At 71.2% G+C, this 17740-nt stretch carries 14 protein-coding genes; 4 read left to right on the top strand and 10 right to left on the bottom strand.

Annotated elements, in window-relative coordinates:
• Positions 1 to 42 precede the first annotated feature (42 nt).
• The 4 genes from ACZ6ZR_RS20815 to ACZ6ZR_RS20800 form a co-directional block, all read right to left on the bottom strand.
• Entirely contained in the window at positions 43 to 795 is a 753-nt protein-coding gene (locus ACZ6ZR_RS20815) for an amino acid ABC transporter ATP-binding protein (RefSeq protein ID WP_465644437.1), read from the bottom strand.
• A gap of 26 nt (positions 796 to 821) precedes the next feature.
• Positions 822 to 1802, bottom strand: coding sequence for an amino acid ABC transporter permease (locus ACZ6ZR_RS20810; RefSeq protein WP_465644312.1), 981 nt, complete (start codon positions 1800 to 1802; stop codon positions 822 to 824).
• A gap of 59 nt (positions 1803 to 1861) precedes the next feature.
• The gene (locus ACZ6ZR_RS20805) at positions 1862 to 2788 is read right to left on the bottom strand and encodes an ABC transporter substrate-binding protein (protein ID WP_465644310.1); all 927 of its coding nucleotides are present in this window, start codon (positions 2786 to 2788) and stop codon (positions 1862 to 1864) included.
• Positions 2789 to 3050: 262 nt separating this feature from the next.
• Entirely contained in the window at positions 3051 to 3971 is a 921-nt protein-coding gene (locus tag ACZ6ZR_RS20800; protein WP_465644309.1) for an ABC transporter substrate-binding protein, read from the bottom strand.
• 615 nt (positions 3972 to 4586) lie between these two features.
• On the opposite strand from ACZ6ZR_RS20800, the gene ACZ6ZR_RS20795 reads away from it, so the two are divergent.
• Positions 4587 to 5780, top strand: coding sequence for an NAD(P)-dependent malic enzyme (locus ACZ6ZR_RS20795; protein ID WP_465644308.1), 1194 nt, complete (start codon positions 4587 to 4589; stop codon positions 5778 to 5780).
• A gap of 107 nt (positions 5781 to 5887) precedes the next feature.
• Positions 5888 to 6850, top strand: a complete 963-nt coding sequence (locus ACZ6ZR_RS20790; protein WP_465644306.1) for a zinc-binding dehydrogenase — start codon at positions 5888 to 5890, stop codon at positions 6848 to 6850.
• A 217-nt stretch (positions 6851 to 7067) separates the two neighbouring features.
• Here ACZ6ZR_RS20790 and ACZ6ZR_RS20785 read toward each other — a convergent pair whose 3' ends face one another.
• The 3 genes from ACZ6ZR_RS20785 to ACZ6ZR_RS20775 all read right to left on the bottom strand — a co-directional run bounded on the left by ACZ6ZR_RS20785 (position 7068) and on the right by ACZ6ZR_RS20775 (position 9427).
• Complete coding sequence (locus ACZ6ZR_RS20785; RefSeq protein ID WP_465644305.1) at positions 7068 to 8117, bottom strand: PadR family transcriptional regulator; 1050 nt, start codon at positions 8115 to 8117, stop codon at positions 7068 to 7070.
• A 1-nt stretch (position 8118) separates the two neighbouring features.
• The gene (locus ACZ6ZR_RS20780; protein WP_465644303.1) at positions 8119 to 9048 is read right to left on the bottom strand and encodes a DUF4097 family beta strand repeat-containing protein; all 930 of its coding nucleotides are present in this window, start codon (positions 9046 to 9048) and stop codon (positions 8119 to 8121) included.
• Positions 9049 to 9247: 199 nt separating this feature from the next.
• Complete coding sequence (locus ACZ6ZR_RS20775; protein ID WP_465644302.1) at positions 9248 to 9427, bottom strand: DUF6104 family protein; 180 nt, start codon at positions 9425 to 9427, stop codon at positions 9248 to 9250.
• Positions 9428 to 9623: 196 nt separating this feature from the next.
• Between ACZ6ZR_RS20775 and ACZ6ZR_RS20770 the strand changes: the two genes are divergently transcribed.
• Positions 9624 to 10349 (top strand): hypothetical protein, encoded by a 726-nt coding sequence (locus ACZ6ZR_RS20770; RefSeq protein ID WP_465644300.1) that lies wholly within the window; start codon positions 9624 to 9626, stop codon positions 10347 to 10349.
• A 72-nt stretch (positions 10350 to 10421) separates the two neighbouring features.
• Here the strand turns inward: ACZ6ZR_RS20770 and ACZ6ZR_RS20765 are convergent, their stop codons facing one another.
• The 3 genes from ACZ6ZR_RS20765 to ACZ6ZR_RS20755 form a co-directional block, all read right to left on the bottom strand.
• The gene (locus tag ACZ6ZR_RS20765) at positions 10422 to 14156 is read right to left on the bottom strand and encodes a multifunctional oxoglutarate decarboxylase/oxoglutarate dehydrogenase thiamine pyrophosphate-binding subunit/dihydrolipoyllysine-residue succinyltransferase subunit (RefSeq protein WP_465644299.1); all 3735 of its coding nucleotides are present in this window, start codon (positions 14154 to 14156) and stop codon (positions 10422 to 10424) included.
• Between the two features lie 223 nt (positions 14157 to 14379).
• Entirely contained in the window at positions 14380 to 15591 is a 1212-nt protein-coding gene (locus tag ACZ6ZR_RS20760) for a sensor histidine kinase (RefSeq protein ID WP_465644298.1), read from the bottom strand.
• 93 nt (positions 15592 to 15684) lie between these two features.
• On the bottom strand, positions 15685 to 16419 hold the full coding sequence (locus ACZ6ZR_RS20755) for a response regulator transcription factor (protein ID WP_396297060.1): 735 nt from the start codon (positions 16417 to 16419) through the stop codon (positions 15685 to 15687).
• Positions 16420 to 16947: 528 nt separating this feature from the next.
• On the opposite strand from ACZ6ZR_RS20755, the gene ACZ6ZR_RS20750 reads away from it, so the two are divergent.
• A complete protein-coding gene (locus tag ACZ6ZR_RS20750) occupies positions 16948 to 17622 on the top strand; it encodes a rhomboid-like protein (RefSeq protein ID WP_465644296.1) in 675 nt (224 codons plus the stop codon).
• Positions 17623 to 17740 lie beyond the last annotated feature (118 nt).

The following is a 17740-nucleotide window of genomic DNA, read 5'->3' as shown; positions in this document are numbered from 1 at the left end:
AGCCGGAAGGGCTCACCGGGGCTCCCCGGGGGCGTGCGCGGGTCAGAGCACCTTGGAGAGGAAGCTCCGGGTGCGCTCGTGCTGCGGGTTGGTCAGCACCTCGCGCGGGTGGCCGGACTCGACCACCACGCCGCCGTCCATGAAGACCAGCGCGTCGCCGACCTCGCGGGCGAAGCCCATCTCGTGGGTGACCACGACCATGGTCATGCCGTCCCGGGCCAGGTCGCGCATGACGTCCAGGACGTCGCCGACCAGCTCCGGGTCGAGCGCGGAGGTGGGCTCGTCGAAGAGCATCAGCTTGGGCTTCATGGCCAGCGCGCGGGCGATCGCCACCCGCTGCTGCTGGCCGCCGGAGAGCTGGGAGGGGTAGTTGCCGGCCTTGTCGGCCAGGCCGACCCGCTCCAGCAGGGCCATCGCCCGCTCCTTGGCCTCGGCCTTGCCCTCGCCCTTGACCTGGAGCGGTGCCTCCATGATGTTCTCCACCGCGGTCATGTGCGGGAAGAGGTTGAAGCGCTGGAAGACCATGCCGATGTCCCGGCGCTTGAGCGCGACCTCACGGTCCTTCAGCTCGTAGAGCCGGTCGCCCTTCTGCCGGTAGCCGACCAGCTCGCCGTCGACCGACAGGAAGCCGCCGTTGATCTTCTCCAGGTGGTTGATGCACCGGAGGAAGGTCGACTTGCCGGAACCGGACGGGCCGATCAGGCAGAACACCTCGCCCTGGCGGACCTCCAGGTCGATGCCCTTGAGCACCTCGACCTGGCCGTAGGACTTCCGCACGCCCTCGGCCTTGACCATCGGGTGCGCGGACTTGCTGAGCTCGGTCATCCGATGCCTCCCATTCCGCCGGCGCCGGAGGCGCTGCCGCCGGTGCCGGCCGCTGCCACGTTCGGCGGGGCGGGCGGCACGTTGCGGCCCTGGAACAGGCCCCGCATCCGCTGCAGCGGGGTGGGCGGCAGGGCGCGGTTGGCGCCCCGGGCGTAGTGCCGCTCGATGTAGTACTGACCGACCGTCAGCAGCGAGGTGAGCAGCAGGTACCAGACGCTGACCACTATCAGCAGCGGGATGACCTGGAAGGTCCGGGAGGAGATGTTCTGCCCGGCCCGGAAGAGCTCCTCCAGCGCGATCACCGAGACCAGCGAGGTGGTCTTCAGCATCGAGATGGTCTCGTTGCCGGTCGGCGGGATGATCACCCGCATGGCCTGCGGCAGCACGATCCGCCGCATGGTGGCGAAGCGGCTCATGCCGAGCGCGTGCGCTGCCTCGGCCTGGCCCTCGTCCACCGACTGGATGCCGCCGCGGACGATCTCCGCCATGTAGGCGGCCTCGTTCAGGCCGAGGCCCAGCAGGGCCGCGACGAAGACCGGGACCAGGTCGTTGGTGCTGCCCGACCAGAAGGCCGGGCCGAACGGCACGCCGATCGACAGCCGCGGCCAGAGCGCGCCGAGGTTGAACCAGATGACCAGCTGTACCAGCACCGGGGTGCCGCGGAAGAACCAGATGTACAGCCAGGCGGTGCCGGACAGCAGCGGGTTGGGGGAGAGCCGCATGACCGCCAGCAGGATGCCGCCGACCAGGCCCATCACCATGGCCAGGGCGGTCAGCTCCAGCGTCACGACGAGGCCGTGCAGCACGCTGGAGTCGAAGAAGTACTTGGAGAAGACATTCCACTGGAATGCCTTGTTCTGGAACAGGGCGTGGACCAGCATCGCGGCGAGGACCGTGATGACCGCTGCTCCGGCCCAGCGTCCGGGGTGGCGGACCGGCACGGCCTTGATGTTCTCGGGCCGTGCCGGCTGCTTCACCACCCCTTGGTCTGAAGAGTTCACGAAAGGACCTTCGGGGAGTCAGGTCTGACCGGAGGTCAGCTTGCGGCGCCGTTCACCACGGACTTGTCGATCGCGCCGGCCTCGACGCCCCACTTGGAGAGGATCGACTTGTAGGTGCCGTCCGCGATCAGCGCCTCGACCGCGCCGTGCACCGCCTTGGTGAGGGCGGAGCCCTTGGCGATCACGATGCCGTAGGGGGCGGAGTCGGTGGTGCCGCCGAGCTTCTCCAGCTGGCCGTTGGTCTGCTTGATCGCGTAGTCGATGACCGGGGAGTCGGCCAGCATGACCTGGTCGCGGCCGGAGACCAGCGCGTTGGTGACGTCCGTCTGGAGGTCGAACTTGTCGCCGTCGCCCGGGACGGTGGGCTTGCCCGCCTTGGCGCAGGCCGGGTTGATGGTGTCCTTGATCGCGTCGGCCTGGGTGGTGCCGGTCTGCACCGCGACCTTCTTGCCGCAGTAGTCGTCCGCGGTGACCTTCTCCGGGTTGCCCTTCTTCACCGCGGCGCTGGTGCCGGCGGTGAAGTAGGTGACCATGTCGACGGTCGCCTCGCGCTCCTTGGTGTCCGTGAAGGAGCTCATGCCGAGCTGGAACTTGTTCGCCGCGATGCCCGGGATGATCGCGGTGAACGGGGAGTTCTGCACGTCCGCGGTGAGGCCGAGCTTCTGTGCGATCGCGTTCGCCAGGTCGACGTCCATGCCGACGATGGTGCCCTTGTCGTCCTTGAACTCGTTCGGGGCGTACGAGGCGTCCGCCGCGACCACGAGCTTGCCGGAGCTCTTGACGTCGGCCGGGACGAGCGCGGCCAGCGCGGCGTCGGCGGTGACCGCCTTGACGGAGGCGGTCGGGCTCGCGGACCCGCCGGAGGAGCTGCTGTCGCTGCCGCAGGCGGTGAGCACCAGCGAGGCGGTCGCGAGCAGGGCACCGGCGGCGAGGACGCGGGTACGCGGGTTACGGACGGTCATGGGGGGAGTCTCCTCCTGTGGGAGAGGCTGGGCGGAGCGCGCCGCGGAGCGGCGTACACGGGGGGCCGGGGCTGACGCCACCCTCCGCCGAGGTGGGCTGTAGCGATCCGAGTTGGTGGGAATCCTGCCACCAGGCATTCGGTAACGGACCACTATTCAGATCAAAATCGGATAACGAGGGGGCAGAGCGTCCGCTATCCGGACGAATACCGCGCCCCTGTCACTCCGCGTATAAGTATGCGGACCGGAAGGCTCCGGAGCGTCAGAACCCGCCGTTGACCACGGCGTTCTGCGCGGCGCCGGCCGAGACGTTCCACTTGGCGAGGATCTTGTCGTACTCGCCGCCGCGGATCACCCGGTCGAGTGCCTTGGCCAGCGCGTCGCGCAGCGCGGTGTTGTCCTTCGCCAGCGCGATCCCGTAGGGGCCGGGCTGGATCTGGGCGCTGGCCACCTCGAAGGTCTTTCCGCCGTCCTGCTGCTGGGCCACGTACGCGGCCACCGGGAAGTCGTTCAGGTCGGCCACCGCACGGCCGGCCCGCACCTCGGCCAGTGCCTGGTCGTCGGTGTCGAAGAGCTTGACCGTGAGGGGCTTTCCCGCCTTGGTGCAGGCCGTGGTCTGCCGGGCGACGATCGCGTCCTGGGTGGTGCCGCGCTGGAGCGCGACCGGGTGGCCGCAGAGGTCGTCGATGGACTTGATGCCCTTCGGGTTGCCCTTCTTCACCAGGATCGAGGTCCCGGCGATGAAGTAGTCGACGAAGTCCACCCCGGGACCCACCTGGGTGCCGTTGTCGTCGGTGCCCTCGCGGCGCTGCCGGTTGTCGCTGAGCGCGGACATCACGACGTCGTACTGCTTGGCGTACAGCCCGGGGACGAGCTTCTCGAAGGGCGTGTCGACGAACTCGACCCGCAGGCCCAGCTGCCGGCCGATCGCCTCGGCGATCTCCGGGTCGAGGCCGGTGGCCTGGCCGTTCGGGTCCTTGAACTCCACCGGGGCGTAGTTGAGGTCGGAGCCGACCCGGAGCACGCCGGCCTCGCGGACGGCGGCCGGGAGCATCGAGCGCGGGTCCTCGGACGGGCCCTTCGCCGCGGACCCGGCACCGCAGCCGGCCAGCAGGACGGAGGCGGCGGCCAACGGGGCGGTGGTGCGGGCGATATGACGGAATATGGGGGAATTGCGCTGCATGAGGGTGCTGCTCCTCCTGTGGGAGAGGTTGTGCAGTCCCGACTGGAGCCGGGTGTCCGGAGTGTGGCATCCCGCCCTGCCGGGGCGGGTCTCGGATGTGTCAGAATCGGGTATCGGGTGACCCCCGATCAGAACCCCAGGCCGCCGGGTCGCGACAGACCCGGGGCGCGCAGAACCGGAAGTCGGGTACGCAGACTCCGGATTCGAGGCGCCAGCTCCCCTCCGTGCCTGGTGTTCGATCCTGCGGGTGTGCGTGCACGATCGTGCGCAGTCGGAGCAGGGCCGTCGGTACTTCCGAAACCGGCGGTCGTCAACTGCCCGACCTGCGGATGACGTCCGCGTGAAAAGGACAAAAAGGCATAGGTGCGATGCCTCTGTCCGGCCTAGGGTCGTGATCCGGTACCCACCGGAACCGGCCAGGGCAGACCGGAAGCACAACCGCAGAGACACCCATAAAACCCTCATTCGAGGGCGCCGCCCGACTGCAGCGCCCCGACCCCTCGTCCGGGTCCGCTCAGGCGGCCCGGGTTTTTCGGCATCCCGTCCGGGAGGCCCGAGCGGGTCTCGGCCCGTCGGTGTGCGCGCTCTCGCTGAACAAATGACGAAGAGGTCATCGTGGCAGCGGAGATCATCCACACCAGCACTGAGACCGACGACCCGGTCGACGCCGTTTTCGCGCTCCACCGGGGCGGCAAGATGGAGGTCCGGGCGACGGTGCCGGTGCGCGATGCGGACGACCTGTCCCTCGCCTACACCCCCGGTGTCGCCAAGGTCTGCACGGCCATCGCCGAGCAGCCCGAGCTGGTCAACGACTACACCTGGAAGTCCAACGTGGTCGCCGTCGTCACCGACGGCACCGCCGTGCTCGGCCTGGGCGACATCGGCCCGGAGGCCTCGCTGCCCGTGATGGAGGGCAAGGCCATCCTGTTCAAGCAGTTCGGCGGCGTGGACGCGGTGCCGATCGCGCTCGCCTGCACCGAGGTCGACGAGATCGTCGAGACCGTGGTGCGGCTCGCCCCGTCCTTCGGCGGCGTCAACCTGGAGGACATCTCCGCCCCGCGCTGCTTCGAGATCGAGAAGCGGCTCCAGGAGGCCCTGGACATCCCGATCTTCCACGACGACCAGCACGGCACCGCGATCGTCACCACCGCCGCGCTCTGGAACGCCGCCAAGGTGACGGGCCGTGAGATCGGCTCGCTCCGCGCCGTCATCTCCGGCGCGGGCGCGGCCGGCATCGCCATCGCCAAGATGCTGCTGGCCGCCGGGATCGGCGACGTCGCGGTCTGCGACCGCAAGGGCGTGGTGTACGACGGCCGGGGCGACCTGACCGACGTCAAGGCCGAGATCGCCGCCCTCAGCAACCGCACCGGCCTGAAGGGCTCGCTGGCCGACGCGCTGGCCGGCGCCGACGTCTTCATCGGCGTCTCCGGCGGCACCGTCCCCGAGGACGTCGTGGCCACCATGGCCGAGGGCTGCTTCGTCTTCGCGATGGCCAACCCCACCCCGGAGATCCACCCCGAGGTCGCCCACCGCTACGCCGCCGTGGTCGCCACCGGCCGCTCGGACTTCCCGAACCAGATCAACAACGTGCTGGCCTTCCCCGGCATCTTCGCCGGTGCGCTCCAGGTCCGGGCCACCCGGATCACCGAGGGCATGAAGCTGGCCGCCGCCGAGGCGCTGGCCGCCGTGGTCGCCGACGAGCTGACCCCGCAGCGGGTCATCCCCTCGCCGTTCGACCCGCGGGTCGCCCCGGCCGTCACCAAGGCGGTGGCCGAGGCCGCCCGCCGCGAGGGCGTCGCTCGGATCTGACGCGACGTCCGACCCCATGGCACCCACGGGGCGTGGGTGTGACGGTTACCGCCGTCACACCCGCGCCCCGTTCCCGTTGGTGGGCGTTCGCCGCTAGTGTCCGGTCCATGTTCGCCGCCTACGCAGCCCGCATCGACGCCGACGACCCGCTCAGCGCACTGGAGCTGGGCGAGCTCCCGGAGCCCGAGGCCCGGCCCGGCTGGAGCGTGGTGACGGTCAGGGCCGCCACCCTCAACCACCACGACCTGTGGTCGTTGCGCGGGGTGGGCCTGCCCGCCGAGCGGCTGCCGATGATCCTCGGCTGCGACGCCGCCGGCGTCGACGAGCACGGCAACGAGGTGGTCATCCACTCGGTGATCGGCCAGAGCGGCCACGGGGTGGGTCCGGACGAGCCGCGCACCATCCTCACCGAGAAGTACCAGGGCACCTTCGCCCAGCGGGTCGCCGTCCCGACCTGGAACCTGCTGCCCAAGCCCGCCGAGCTCTCCTTCGCGGAGGCCGCCTGCCTGCCCACCGCCTGGCTGACCGCGTACCGGATGCTCTTCACCAAGGCCGCCGCCAAGCCCGGCCAGACCGTGCTGGTGCAGGGCGCCGGCGGCGGCGTGGCCACCGCGCTGATCGTGCTCGCCAAGGCGGCTGGCCTGCGGGTCTGGGTCACCGGCCGGGACGAGGCCAAGCGGGCCCGGGCGGTGGAGCTCGGGGCCGACGCCGCCTTCGAGAGCGGCGCCCGGCTGCCCGAGCGGGTGGACGCGGTGATGGAGACCGTCGGCGCCGCGACCTGGTCACACTCCGTCAAGTCGCTGAAGCCGGGCGGCTCGATCGTCATCTCCGGCGCCACCTCCGGCCCCAGCCCGAAGGCCGCCGAGCTGAACCGGATCTTCTTCCTGGAGCTCAACGTCCAGGGCTCCACCATGGGCACCAAGGAGGAGCTGGCGGCGCTGCTCGCGCTCTGCGCCACCTCCGGGGTACGGCCGGTGGTCGACACCGTGCTGCCGCTCACCGAGGCCCGGGACGCCTTCGCCCGGCTGGCCAAGGGCGACGTCTTCGGCAAGCTCGTCCTCGAACCCTGACGCCCCGGCCGCCCTCGGACCGCCCGGAGGGCGGTCAGGGGCGCGAGGAACTGCGCGAAGGGGAACGCGACGACCCGTATGCCGGGTACGGACACTCACTTGCAAGTGGGGCTCCGTACCCGGCACACGGGTCTTGTTCTTCCGTCTCGCGCAGTTCCCCGCGCCCCTGACCGCCCTCCGGGCGGCCCGAGGGCGGCCCGGGCGGGGTGACGGGGCATCAGCCCCGGGGGCGGCGCAGCCGTTCGGCGGCGGCCGCCAGGGTGGCCTGGGCCTCGGCGAGGCCGGCCCGGGTGACGCCGTGGTCGCGGGCGGCGTCGCGGACTTGGTCGCGGAAGCGGTCCAGCAGCCGCTCCAGCTCGCGGGCCGGATCGCCGGCCGGGTCGGTGACCGCCCAGCCGGGGAGGTCGACGGGCTTCTCGGCACCCCGGTCGTTCTCCGTGCCCCGGTCCTTCTCGAAGTCGACCCGGGAGACCTTGATGTCCTCGGCGACGGAGCCGGCGCCCCACTTGGCGGCATCGGCCAGGCCGGAGAGCGAGCGGGTGATCTCGGCCAGGCCCTCGGACAGACCGGTGGACCAGTCGCCGCGCGAGGCGGCCTCCTTGACGTGCTGCTCGACCCGGCGCTTGATCCGCAGCGCCTCCTGCTGGGCGGCCGTCCGGGAGGCCTTGGCCTCCTCGCGCAGCCGGCGGGCCTCCGCCTCGGCGGCCTTGGCCTGCTGCTTGGCGGTCCGCTCCTGCTCCTTGGCGCGCTTGGCCTGCTCCTTGGCCTCCGCCTTGAACTGGGCGAACTCCTGCTTGGCGCGCTGCCAGGACTCCTTCTCGCCCCAGGGCCCGGCCCACGGGTCGGCGCCCGGGGCCGCCCCGGCGGTGTCCTCGGACTTCGGGGCGCCCTTGGCCGCGCCCCAGATCTCCTCGCGGAGGTCCTTGGCGGTGTCCCGGACGTCCTCGCGGATCGCCCCGGCGAGCTGCGCCACCGAGTCCCGGATCTCCACCTCCAGCTCGGCCAGCTCGGCCTGACGGGCCGCCAGCTCGGTGCGCCCGGCCTCGGTCAGCCGGTAGACCTTGCGGCCCCCTTCGGTGCTCTGGGTGACCAGGCCCTCCTGCTCCAGCTTGGCGAGCCGGGGGTAGACGGTGCCGGCCGAGGGCGCGTACAGGCCCTGGAAGCGCTCCTCCAGCAGGCGGATCACCTCGTAGCCGTGGCGCGGGGACTCGTCCAGCAGCTTGAGCAGGTACAGGCGCAGGCGGCCGTGGCCGAAGACGGGGGTCATGTCAGCTCTCCCGAGGGGTCTCGTCGGTGGCCGGGGCGTCGGCGGGGGCGTCGGCGGGGGCGGCGGGCAGCTCCTTGGTGAAGCGCACCTGGCCCTCCTCGGTCTCGGGGCGGCGCACCACGGTGACCGCGCCGGAGACGGTGTTCACCTGGAGCCGGCCGGTGCCGGAGCCCAGCTGGCCGGAGAGCTTGCGGGTGCCCCAGCTCCCGCCGATGGTCAACTCCTCGAAGGTGCTGGAGAGTTCGCCGCCGGTGGAGCCGGCCTCCACCTTGGTGTCGGCCTGCGAGGGCAGCCGGACGGCGACCGGGCCGCTGACCGTGGCCACGTGCAGGTCGGTCGGGGTGGTGGCGTCCAGGTCCAGGGTGACGGAGCCGCTGACCGACTTGGCGTGCAGCTTCTCGCCGCTGCCGGCCACCACGGTGAGGTGCCCGGAGACGGTGTGGACCTTGAGCTCGCCGGCCACCGCCTGGGCGTTCACGTCACCGGTCACCGAGTTCACGTCGGCCCGGCCGCTGAGGCCGACCAGGGTGGTCTCGCCGTTCGCGCCCTGCACGCTCACCCGGCCGGCCACCCCGGAGACGGTGGTGTCGGCGGAGACCGAGCCGACCTTGACCTCGGCGGCGGCCGGGACGGTCAGCGAGACCACCGCGCGGCGCTTGCGGCGCAGGCCCTCGAAGAAGCTCTTCACCTTCTCGACCGACTTGGCCGAGTCCGAGAGCTCGCTCCAGGAGAGGTCCTTGTAGGTGACCGTGAGGACGCCGTCCTCCAGGGAGACCAGCAGCGGGTCACCCTCCAGCTCGGTGACCTCCAGCCGGGCCGGGCCCTCGGCGGCGACCACGTTCACCGCACCGGCCACCACCCGGACCTGGAGCACGTTCACCGGCTCCTCGAAGCTGATCTTCTCCGGCCCCTCGACCGTCCACTTGCCCATGGTTCCGTCCCGCCTCCCGTAGTCGGATACGCGATGTATCGCGTCCCCCTCGAATAACACGATATATCGCGTGGAGGCGAAGTCAAGGAGGCCGGAACAGGTCTCGGGGGTCTCTCAGGGTTCACCCCGAGGAAGCAGTACGGGCCCGGACGGCCGCAGCCGTCCGGGCCCGTAAGGGGTCCCGCTGGAGACCCGCGGGTCAGTCCTCGTCCTCGTCGTCGAGCCGGGCCAGCCAGGTGGCCAGCCGCTCGACCGGGACCTCGAAGTCCGGGTTGAGGTCGACGAACTCGCGCAGCCGGTCGGCCAGCCACTCGAAGCTGACCTCCTCCTCGCCGCGACGGCTCTGCAGCTCCTCGATGCCTCGGTCGGTGAAGTACACGCTCTGCTCCGGTCGCTCGTGGTGTGACCCGGCCAGGATAGTCGCCCGTCCCCGCGGGCCCCGGAGGCGGTGGTGCGGATGCGCCCCGAGTGCTTCAACTCGGGGCAACGCCAGGGGAGTCGGGTCTTGCGCGGGGGCGGGCGGACGAGAGTGAATGCGGGGGCGCCCGCCCGGGCGCGAGAAGGGGGGGAACGGGATGGCGAGTCGTTGGACGGCGTGGCTGGAGCGGATCCTGCTGGCCGGGTCGCTGCTGGCCACGCTGGTGGTGCTGGTCTTCAACCTGGTCGGTGACGCGGCCGGCATGGAGCGGTGGACACTGACCGTCGTGCTGGCCGGGGTCACCGGCATCCTGCTGGGCCAGGAGGCGATGGCGATCCGTCAGCGGGCCACCGCGGCGGCCCTGGAGGCGAGGCTGAACGGGCACGCCGAGCTGACCGTCTACCGCAACTACGCGGAGTTCTACCGGGCGCTGCGGGCCGAGGTCGAGCAGGCCCAGCGCACGGTGCGGGCCAGCTACCTGCGGAACGAGCCGCCGGCCCGGCTCGGTCCGGTGGCCGAGGAGTACTTCGACGCCTGCGTCCGCTGGGCCGGCGGCGGGGAGGGGCGCCAGCTGCTCCGGATCATGGTGCCGCCGCGGACCGCCGGCCTGCGGGCCTGGGCCGCCGGGCAGCGGGACGCCGTGGACCGGCTGGGGCGGAGCCGGTACGTGCTCAAGGTGGTGGAGAACGGCGGCGGACGGGGCACCAGCGAGGCGCTGAGCATCGCGGTGATCGACGACCAGGTGGTCTACTGCGCGTTCGGGCGGGACCCGCACGGCGTGCGCGGGTTCCGGATCCGGGACGCGGACCTCGGCAGCTACTTCGCCTCCGACCACGAGCGGATGTTCGTCGGGGGCAAGGACATCCACGACATCGCCCTCTGACCGCACGGCCGAGGGCCCCGCCCGCCGCCGGAGCGGTGGACGGGGCCCTCGGGCCCTGCTGCTGACGCGGGGTCAGATGGTGAAGATCTCCTCCAGCAGCCCCTGCTGCTCGGCGGCGTGCCGCTTGGCCGAGCCGACCGCCGGGGCGGAGGACGCGTTGCGGGCGACCCGGCGCAGGCGGGCGGCGCCCGCGGAGCGGCCGATGACGACCTGGAGGTGGTCGACCAGGTTCATGGCGATGAACGGCCACGCGCCCTGGTTGGCCGGCTCCTCCTGGGCCCAGATGAACTGGACGTCGTCGCCGTAGCGGGCCAGCTCCTCCTGGAGCTCGGCGACCGGGAGCGGGTAGAGCCGCTCCACCCGGACGATGGCGGTGTCGGTGACCCCGCGCTCGGCCCGGGCGGCCTCGATGTCGTAGTAGAACTTGCCCGCCGTGATGACCACCTTGCGGACGTTGGCCGGGTCGACGGTGGTGTCACCGATGACCGGGCGGAACGAGCCGCTGAGGAACTCGCTGGTGGCGGACGCCGCGGCCTTCAGACGCAGCATCGACTTCGGGGTGAAGACGATGAGCGGCTTGTGGTGCGGGTTGTGCGCCTGCCAGCGGAGCAGGTGGAAGTAGTTCGACGGCAGGGTCGGCATCGCGACCGTCATGTTGTCCTGCGCGCACATCTGGAGGAAGCGCTCCGGGCGGGCGGACGAGTGGTCCGGGCCCTGGCCCTCGTAGCCGTGCGGCAGCAGCAGGGTGACGCCGGAGTGCTGGCCCCACTTCTGCTCGGCCGAGGCGATGTACTCGTCGACCATGGTCTGCGCGCCGTTGACGAAGTCACCGAACTGCGCCTCCCACATCACCAGCGCGTTCGGCCGGGTGAGGGAGTAGCCGTACTCGAAGCCCATCGCCGCGTACTCGCTGAGCAGCGAGTCGTAGACGGTGTAGCGGGCCTGGTCCTCCGTCAGGTACAGCAGCGGGGTGTAGTCCTCGCCGGTGTTCCGGTCGATCAGCACCGCGTGGCGCTGGCCGAAGGTGCCGCGGCGCGAGTCCTGGCCGGCCAGGCGGACGGGGTGACCCTCCATCAGCAGCGAGCCGATGGCGAGGGTCTCGCCCATCGCCCAGTCGATGGTGTTGTCCTCGACCGAGGCGGCGCGGCGCTGCAGCTGCGGGAACAGACGCGGGTGGACGGTCAGCCACTCCGGCAGGTTGACCTGCGAGGCGGCGATCCGCTTGACCATCTCCTCGGAGATGCCGGTCTGGATGTTGACCGGGAAGTCCGCGACCGGCTTGCCGTTGGTGGTGCTCGCCTGGGCGCCCGCGGCGTCGCGGACCTCGGCGAAGACCTTCTCCAGCTGGCCCTGGAAGTCCTGGAGCGCCTGCTCCGCCTCTTCCATGGTGATGTCGCCGCGACCGATCAGACCCTCGGTGTAGAGCTTGCGCACCGAGCGCTTCTTGTCGATCAGGTCGTACATCAGCGGCTGGGTGAACGACGGGTTGTCGGCCTCGTTGTGACCGCGGCGGCGGTAGCAGATGAGGTCGATGACGACGTCCTTGTGGAACTCCTGACGGAACTCGAAGGCGAGCCGCGCGACGCGGACCACGGCCTCCGGGTCGTCGCCGTTCACGTGGAAGATCGGGGCCTCGATCATCCGCGCGACGTCGGTGCAGTACATCGACGAGCGGCTGCTGGCCGGGGCGGCGGTGAAGCCGACCTGGTTGTTGACCACCAGGTGGATGGTGCCACCGGTGCGGTAGCCGCGCAGCTGCGACATGTTCAGCGTCTCCGCGACCACGCCCTGGCCGGCGAAGGCCGCGTCGCCGTGGATCTGGATCGGCAGCACCGGGAAGGTGGTGCCGCCCTGGTCCAGCACGTCCTGCTTGGCGCGGACGATGCCCTCGACGACCGGGTCGACCGCCTCCAGGTGGGAGGGGTTCGCGGCGAGCGAGACCTTGATGGTCTCGCCGTCCAGGCCGGTGAAGGTGCCCTCGGAGCCCAGGTGGTACTTGACGTCGCCGGAGCCGTGCATCGACTTCGGGTCGAGGTTGCCCTCGAACTCGCCGAAGATCTTGCCGTACGGCTTGCCGACGATGTTGGCCAGCACGTTCAGGCGGCCGCGGTGGGCCATGCCGATGACGGCCTCGTCGAGGCGGTGCTCGGCCGCCGCGTCGATGGTCGCGTCCAGCAGCGGGATGAGCGACTCGCCGCCCTCCAGCGAGAACCGCTTCTGCCCGACGTACTTGGTCTGCAGGAAGGTCTCGAAGGCCTCGGCCGAGTTCAGCCGGCGCAGGATGCGCAGCTGCTCCTCGCGCTCCGGCTTGGTGTACGGCTTCTCCAGGCGATCCTGCAGCCACTTGCGCTGCTTCGGGTCCTGGATGTGCATGTACTCGATGCCGACGGTGCGGCAGTACGTGTTGCGCAGCAGGCCGAGGATGTCGCGGAGCTTCATCATCTTCTGGCCGCCGAAGCCGCCGACCGCGAACTCGCGCTCCAGGTCCCACAGGGTGAGGCCGTGGGTGGTGACGTCCAGGTCGGGGTGCTTGCGCTGCTTGTACTCCAGCGGGTCGGTGTCGGCCATCAGGTGGCCGCGGACCCGGTAGGAGTGGATCAGCTCGATGACGCGCGCGGTCTTGTTGACCTCGTCGTCGTGCGTGGTGGCGACGTCGGTCGCCCAGCGCACCGGCTCGTACGGGATCCGCAGCGACTCGAAGACCTCGTCGTAGAAGTCGTTCCCGCCCAGCAGCAGCTGGTGGATCGACCGCAGGAACTCACCCGAACCGGCGCCCTGGATGACGCGGTGGTCGTAGGTGGAGGTCAGCGTCATCGTCTTGGAGACGCCGAGGCGGGCCAGCGTCTCCGGGGCGGAGCCCTGGAACTCGGCCGGGTACTCCATGGCGCCGACGCCGACGATGGTGCCCTGGTTCTGCATCAGGCGCGGCACGGAGTGCACGGTGCCGATGCCGCCGGGGTTGGTCAGCGAGACGGTGACGCCGGTGAAGTCGTCCATCGTCAGCTTGTTGGCGCGGGCCCGGCGGACGATGTCCTCGTAGGCCATCCAGAAGCCCAGGAAGTCGAGCGTCTCGGCCTTCTTGATGGCCGCGACCACCAGCTGGCGGTCACCGTTCGGCTTGACCAGGTCGATGGCGAGGCCCAGGTTCACGTGCTCGGGCTTCACCAGGTAGGACTTGCCGTCCTCCACCTTGTAGCTGTAGTTCATGCCCGGGTTGGCCTTGACGGCCTGGACCAGGGCGTAGCCGATCAGGTGGGTGAAGGAGACCTTGCCGCCACGGGCGCGCTGCAGGTGGTTGTTGATGACGATGCGGTTGTCGATCAACAACTTCGCCGGGACGGCGCGGACCGAGGTCGCGGTCGGCACCTCCAGCGAGGCGTCCATGTTCGTGGCGACGGCCTTGGACGGGCCTCGCAGCACGACCAGCTCCGGGCCGGTCCCGTCGGCGGCGGGCGCGGGGGCCGGGGCGGCGGCCTTCGGCGCGGGCGGCGCGGCGGGTGCTGCAGCGAGCGGCGCGGGCGCCGGCTGGACCGGCGTGGCCGGTGCAGCGGGTGCGGGCGCCGCCGGAGCGGCAGCAGGGGCAGGGGCGGCAACGGCGGTCGGCGTGGGGCCGGCCTGGGTCGCGGCCTGGGTCACTGGAGTCACCTCGGTACCGGGCTTGTAGTCGGCGAAAAAGTCCCACCAGGCTCGGTCTACCGAGTTGGGATCCTGGAGGTACTGCTGGTAGATCTCGTCGACGAGCCACTCGTTGGGGCCGAAGCCAGTGGAGCTTGCCGAGCTGACGGGGGTTTCAGGGTGTGGCGACACGGGCAAACCGCCCTCTTCCGCTTCCTTTTGGGATGGTGGACAGCGGGGATTAAGGCTACGCCTACGATCACTGATCGCGCAGTCCCCATGGGCCAGGCGTCACCCAGATCACAGTGCCGACCGGATATTTGGCCGAAAGTGTGCGTTAGAAAGTTCCAACAGCGGGGAAGCGATCGCCTCCCAATCAGGTGGAAATCCCCTCGAAGCAGGACAATACCGCAGGTCAGCGCGGTGCGTTCCGATCTGACGCAGTCCCCGCCGCGGCAATGTCCCAGTTCTGTGACAACTCGGAGCCGGCCCCCGGCCCGCCGGGGAGGGTGACCACGATCCGGCAGCCCCGGACCGCCTCCGCGACCCCGATCCGGCCGCCGTGCAGGTCGACCGCCCAGCGGGCGATGGCCAGGCCCAGGCCGGTGCCGCCGTCCGAGCCGGGGCCCTGCGAGGTGGCGCTGCCGCTGCGGCCGAAGCGCTCGAAGACCCGGTCGCGGTCCTGCGCCGGGATGCCCGGGCCCTGGTCCTCGACCTCCAGCACCAGCGCGCCGGGCTCCTCCCCGGCCCGGGCCCGGACGGTCACCGTGCCGCCGGCGGGGGAGTGCTTGCAGGCGTTGTCCACCAGGTTGGCCACCACCTGGTGCAGCCGCTCCGGGTCGGCCCAGGCGGTCAGCGCCGCCGGGCTGACGTCCAGCGCCAGGTGGACGTCGTCGCGCCGCCCGTGCGCCCCGGCCGCGGTGGCGCCGTCCACCGTCACCCCGCGCAGCACCCCGTCCAGGAACGGGCTGACCTCGAAGGGGCGGGTGTCCAGCGGGACGACCCCGTCGTCCAGCTTGGAGAGGTCGAGCAGGTGGGTGACCAGGCGGCCCAGCCGCTCGGTCTGCTCCAGCGCGGCGCCCAGCGTCCTCGGGTCGGGCTTGACCACCCCGTCCACCACGTTCTCCAGCACGGCGCGCAGGGCGGCGATCGGCGTGCGCAGCTCGTGCGAGACGTTCGCGACCAGCTCCCTGCGGTGGCGGTCGGCCGCCTCCAGGTCACCGGCCATCCGGTTGAAGGTCGTGGCGAGCTCGCCGATCTCGTCCCGGGAGTTCACCTCGACCCGGATGCTGTAGTCGCCCTCGGCCATCGCCCGGGCGGCCGCGGTCATGTCGCGCAGCGGGGCGGTGAGGCCGTGGGCCAGGAACTGCATGAAGAGCAGGGAGGCGATCATCGAGAAGATCATGATGATCCGGATCTGGGTCTCCGACCGGATCGCGACCACCACCATCAGGCTGGCCAGGAAGACCGAGACGATCACCAGCAGGGTGAGCTTGCCCTTGATGGAACGGACCGGGTCCAGCGGACGTACGTCGTCCCAGAGCCGGCTGGCGGCCCGGCTGGCCAGGCCCCGGTGGTCGGCGTCGTGGTGCTGCGCCGTGCGCTTGCGCTGTTGTGGGAAGGTCATCTCGCCCCTGCGTCGCCCCTGCGTCGTGCCCGCGTGCCCGGTACGGGTGCGGCGGAGCCAGGACCCCCCGGTCCCGGCCTTGCCGTCTCCCGGTCAGGAGAGCGGTGCCTCCAGGGCGTACCCGACGCCGTGGACGGTGCGGATCCAGCTGGCGCCGATCTTCCGGCGCAGCGCCTTGACGTGGCTGTCCACGGTGCGGGTGCCGGACGCGTCGGTCCAGTCCCAGACCTCGGCCAGCAGCTGCTCGCGGGTGAGCACCGCGCGCGGCTGGGCGGCCAGGCAGGCCAGCAGGTCGAACTCGGTCGGCGTCAGGTGCACGTCGCCGCTGCCGATCCGGACCCGGCGCTGCACGTGGTCGATCTCCAGGTCGCCGAAGCGCAGGCTGCCCAGCGCGGGCGTCCGGGCGGCCTGCTGGGCCCGCTCGACCCGGCGCAGCAGCACGTTGACCCGGGCGGCCAGTTCGCGCATCGAGAACGGCTTCGTCATGTAGTCGTCGGCGCCGACCCCGAGGCCGACCAGCAGGTCGGTCTCGTCGTCCCGGGCCGTCAGCATCAGGACGGGGACCGGGCGTTGGGCCTGGATCCGACGGCAGACCTCCAGGCCGTCGAAGCCGGGCAGCATCACGTCCAGCACCACCAGGTCCGGCTGCCAGGTGTGGAAGCCGTCCACCGCGCCGGGGCCGTCGTGCGCCACGGCGACCTTGAAGCCCTCGGCTCCGAGCCGGGCCGCGATGGACTCCGCGATGGTGGGCTCGTCCTCCACGACGAGCACCCGTCGCTGGGTGCCCACCGCGCTGTTGTTGTTGGTCTCCTGCTGAATCTCTGTCACGGTCACGCCACCGCCCCCAGGGCTGCGGCCCGGCTGCCTGTGGGGACAGCGGGGTCCGCTCGTAGTCGTCTTGTGTTCCGTCGCGGGCCCGTGCCGGGGCCCGAAAATCACCCGGACCGTCCGCCGAGGTCACGGGTCCCGGAGGGGTGCGCAGGTGTGGTCCGCGCACCCGTTCCGCTCTGGTCGCAGCGTACGTACACCGCGAGCATCCCGGCAGGTGAACCGGGCACAACCGGCCTGTTGACCGGCCTCGCCCCGGGGCCGGGATGCGGCACGGGGCGATACCTTACCCGCCGAAAATATCGCCCGTAACGGTGCGTATGCCGTTGAAGGGATGGCAGACTCCTGGGCGGGTTCGCTACTGGTCCGTAGGCGGAGGGTTGGTCCGTACCAGCGGCTCGCCGGGTTCGAACCGAGTTCACAGCGGATTCACAGCAGGCTCCCAGTACGGGGAAGTACCGTGGGCGTTCTGCGAAGTACCGTGAGCACGACAAGTCACATGGTGGCACGAGTCGACCGGAGGGCGGAATGGCTGATCTCCGGTCACGGCTGCGCACCGGACTGCGGAGCGCGCTCCCCGCGCCCCGCCGCAACCCCTTCGCGCTGGGGTACCTCGCCCTGCTGCTGGCCACCACGCTGTTCGCCCGCTTCGGCGACCAGGCGGTGGTCGACCGGCTCCAGGCCTTCTCCAGTTCGGACGCCCACAACCTGCTGCACCATCCCGTCGGCTCCCTGCTGCTGAGCGGCACCTGGGTGGCCGGGCCGGTCTGGATGCCCTACTTCTGGGCCTTCGCCGTCACCGTGGCCCCGCTGGAACGCCGCGTCGGCGGGCGGCGGGCGGCGGTGGTGTTCGCGGCCGGGCACGTCCTCGCGACGCTGCTCTCGCAGGCGGTGGTGCTCGTGGCCGTCGCGGCCGGGCGGCTGGACGGCGCGGCGCTCGACGGCCTGGACATCGGGGTGAGCTACGGCGTGTTGGCGTCCCTCGGGGCGCTCGCCGGTCTCCTCGCGCTCCCTGGGCGCCTGTGCGCGCTGGCCGCCGCCGCGGGTCTGATCGGTCATCAACTCCTCGACGACGCCGACCTGGTGACGGGCATCGGCCACCCGGCGGCCCTCCTGGCGGGCATCGCCCTCTGGCCCTGGCTCCGCCGCACCCTCGGCCCGGGGCGGATCGCCCTGCGCCGCCTGGAGCCCTCGAAGGCCTGACGCGCACCGGGTAGCGCCCCGCAGGGGCGCGGGGAACTGCGCGCTGGGGAACGGCACCACGTGCAACTGGCTCGCCTGCCCCGATCTGGCGCTGGTCCGCCTTCCGTACTCGCGCAGT

The organism is Kitasatospora sp. NPDC088742, assembly GCF_055584905.1.
Note: the sequence above shows the minus strand (reverse complement) of the source record. Positions and strands in the feature narration are given on the sequence as shown.

Bases quoted from the DNA above. Each gene is read 5' to 3' on its own strand.
- ACZ6ZR_RS20815 (WP_465644437.1), bottom strand. From the start codon at position 795: ATGGTCAAGGCCGAGGGCGTGCGGAAGTCCTACGGCCAGGTCGAGGTG.
- ACZ6ZR_RS20805 (WP_465644310.1), bottom strand. From the start codon at position 2,788: ATGACCGTCCGTAACCCGCGTACCCGCGTCCTCGCCGCCGGTGCCCTG.
- ACZ6ZR_RS20800 (WP_465644309.1), bottom strand. From the start codon at position 3,971: ATGCAGCGCAATTCCCCCATATTCCGTCATATCGCCCGCACCACCGCC.
- ACZ6ZR_RS20790 (WP_465644306.1), top strand. From the start codon at position 5,888: ATGTTCGCCGCCTACGCAGCCCGCATCGACGCCGACGACCCGCTCAGC.
- ACZ6ZR_RS20785 (WP_465644305.1), bottom strand. From the start codon at position 8,117: ATGACCCCCGTCTTCGGCCACGGCCGCCTGCGCCTGTACCTGCTCAAG.
- ACZ6ZR_RS20780 (WP_465644303.1), bottom strand. From the start codon at position 9,048: ATGGGCAAGTGGACGGTCGAGGGGCCGGAGAAGATCAGCTTCGAGGAG.
- ACZ6ZR_RS20770 (WP_465644300.1), top strand. From the start codon at position 9,624: ATGGCGAGTCGTTGGACGGCGTGGCTGGAGCGGATCCTGCTGGCCGGG.
- ACZ6ZR_RS20760 (WP_465644298.1), bottom strand. From the start codon at position 15,591: ATGACCTTCCCACAACAGCGCAAGCGCACGGCGCAGCACCACGACGCC.
- ACZ6ZR_RS20750 (WP_465644296.1), top strand. From the start codon at position 16,948: ATGGCTGATCTCCGGTCACGGCTGCGCACCGGACTGCGGAGCGCGCTC.